Annotated in this window: 1 protein-coding gene; it reads left to right on the forward strand. The window is 66.9% G+C overall.

The annotated features are described in order from the left end of the window. The coding region (locus ACYSM9_RS21970; protein WP_461859059.1) for an MFS transporter at positions 1-275 on the forward strand (275 nt) is incomplete at both ends.

A 275-nucleotide genomic window follows, 5' to 3' on the forward strand; every position in this document is an offset into this window, starting at 1 on the left:
CCGCAGTTTCTGCTGCTGCCCTGGACCGGATTCGCCGCCGATCACCTCGACCAGCGCAAGCTGCTGATCGCCACGCAAGCGGCAATGGGCGTGCTCGCGCTGGCGCTTGGCGTGCTCACCGTCAGCGGCAGGGTGCAGCTTTGGCACGTTTATGGTTTCGCCTTCCTGTTCGGGAGTGCCGCTGCGTTCGACGCGCCGGTGCGGCAGGTGTTCGTCGCGCAGCTGGTGGGCGACGCTGATCTCGGCAACGCCGTCGCGCTCAACTCGACCTCCTT

It is taken from the genome of Arthrobacter sp. C152 (assembly GCF_054890965.1).